Source organism: Streptomyces sp. NRRL B-1347, from assembly GCF_000720325.1.
Lineage (GTDB): Bacteria > Actinomycetota > Actinomycetes > Streptomycetales > Streptomycetaceae > Streptomyces.
In genome coordinates this window covers 1-1,075 of record NZ_JOJM01000241.1, presented here as the reverse complement: position 1 = coordinate 1,075, position 1,075 = coordinate 1, and the positions used below count along the sequence as shown (strand labels likewise).

Genomic DNA, 1,075 nt, shown 5'->3' with positions numbered 1-1,075 from the left:
GAGTGCGCCGTGAGGCGCTTTGTTGTATCCCCGGTTCAGCCGGGAGGGAATCGGAAGGAGGTCCCTGGGTCACCTGGCCCACCTGACGGTGAAAGCCGAAGGGGAAAACAGCATGCCAGGAAAGTGGCGACCGCATCGGGTATCAGTGGCGGCGCGCTGCGAGGCCCGCGCGATATGGCCAAGGCTGGATTGCTTGAAGCCCAATCTCCAGTGGTGCAAACATGAACACCCGTCGGAATGATGCCTGACACCGACGGCGGACCATGTCCGGGCATGATCGCGTGGCCTGGACACCTTCCGTGGTCCGCAACACCGCCCAGCGAGGACGGGCAAGGAGATGAGTGGGCGGCCTACGTCGTGCTCGATACGTACAACAAGGACGTACCACGGGATCACCTAACGGGCGCGAGCCCCAAGGTGACGGAGCGCCCGTAGTAGTCGCGGGAGTAGCGACCCGCCAAGGGGCCCGGGAAAACCGGGAACAGGGCGAAGGGGCGCAGGTGGACGAGACGGGATGGCAGGGAGGCATGCGTAATGCAGAGCGCTGAAACTGTGCTGACCGTCATTCGGGAACGCGGCAGACAGGGTCTGCCGCTGGAACGGCTGTATCGGCAGCTGTTCAACAGGGGTGCGCCGTGAGGCGCTTCACCGTATCCCCGACTCAATCGGGAGGAACTTGGAGGGAGGTTTCTGGGCCGCCTGGCTCACCTGGACGTGAAAGCACGAGGGGACAACAGCATGCCAGGAAAGCGAGTGACCGCCTGGAGGCGTCCAAGGCGATGCGTCGCAAGGCCCGCGCGACATGGCTAAAGCTGGATTGCCTCAAGCCTAATCTCCAGCGGTGAAAGAACACGCCCGTCGGAAAGACGCCCGAAACCGACGCTATGCCATGCCTGATCATCTGCCGGTTGGTCAGGCAACCTCCATGGCACGGAGCAACGCCCAGCGAGGGCGTTCAAGGAGATGAGTGGGCAGCCTAAATCGCGCTCGATACGTACGGTGAAGACGTACCACGGGATCACCTAAGGGACGAGAGACCTAAGGTGACGGAGTTCTCATAGTAGTCACGGGAGTT

At 62.4% G+C, this 1,075-nt stretch carries 1 pseudogene; it reads left to right on the top strand.

Annotated features, from left to right (window positions below):
• Positions 1-534: 534 nt before the first annotated feature.
• A pseudogene (locus IG74_RS54555) lies at positions 535-624 on the top strand (RNA-directed DNA polymerase); the annotation flags it as partial.
• Between the last annotated feature and the right edge of the window lie 451 nt (positions 625-1,075).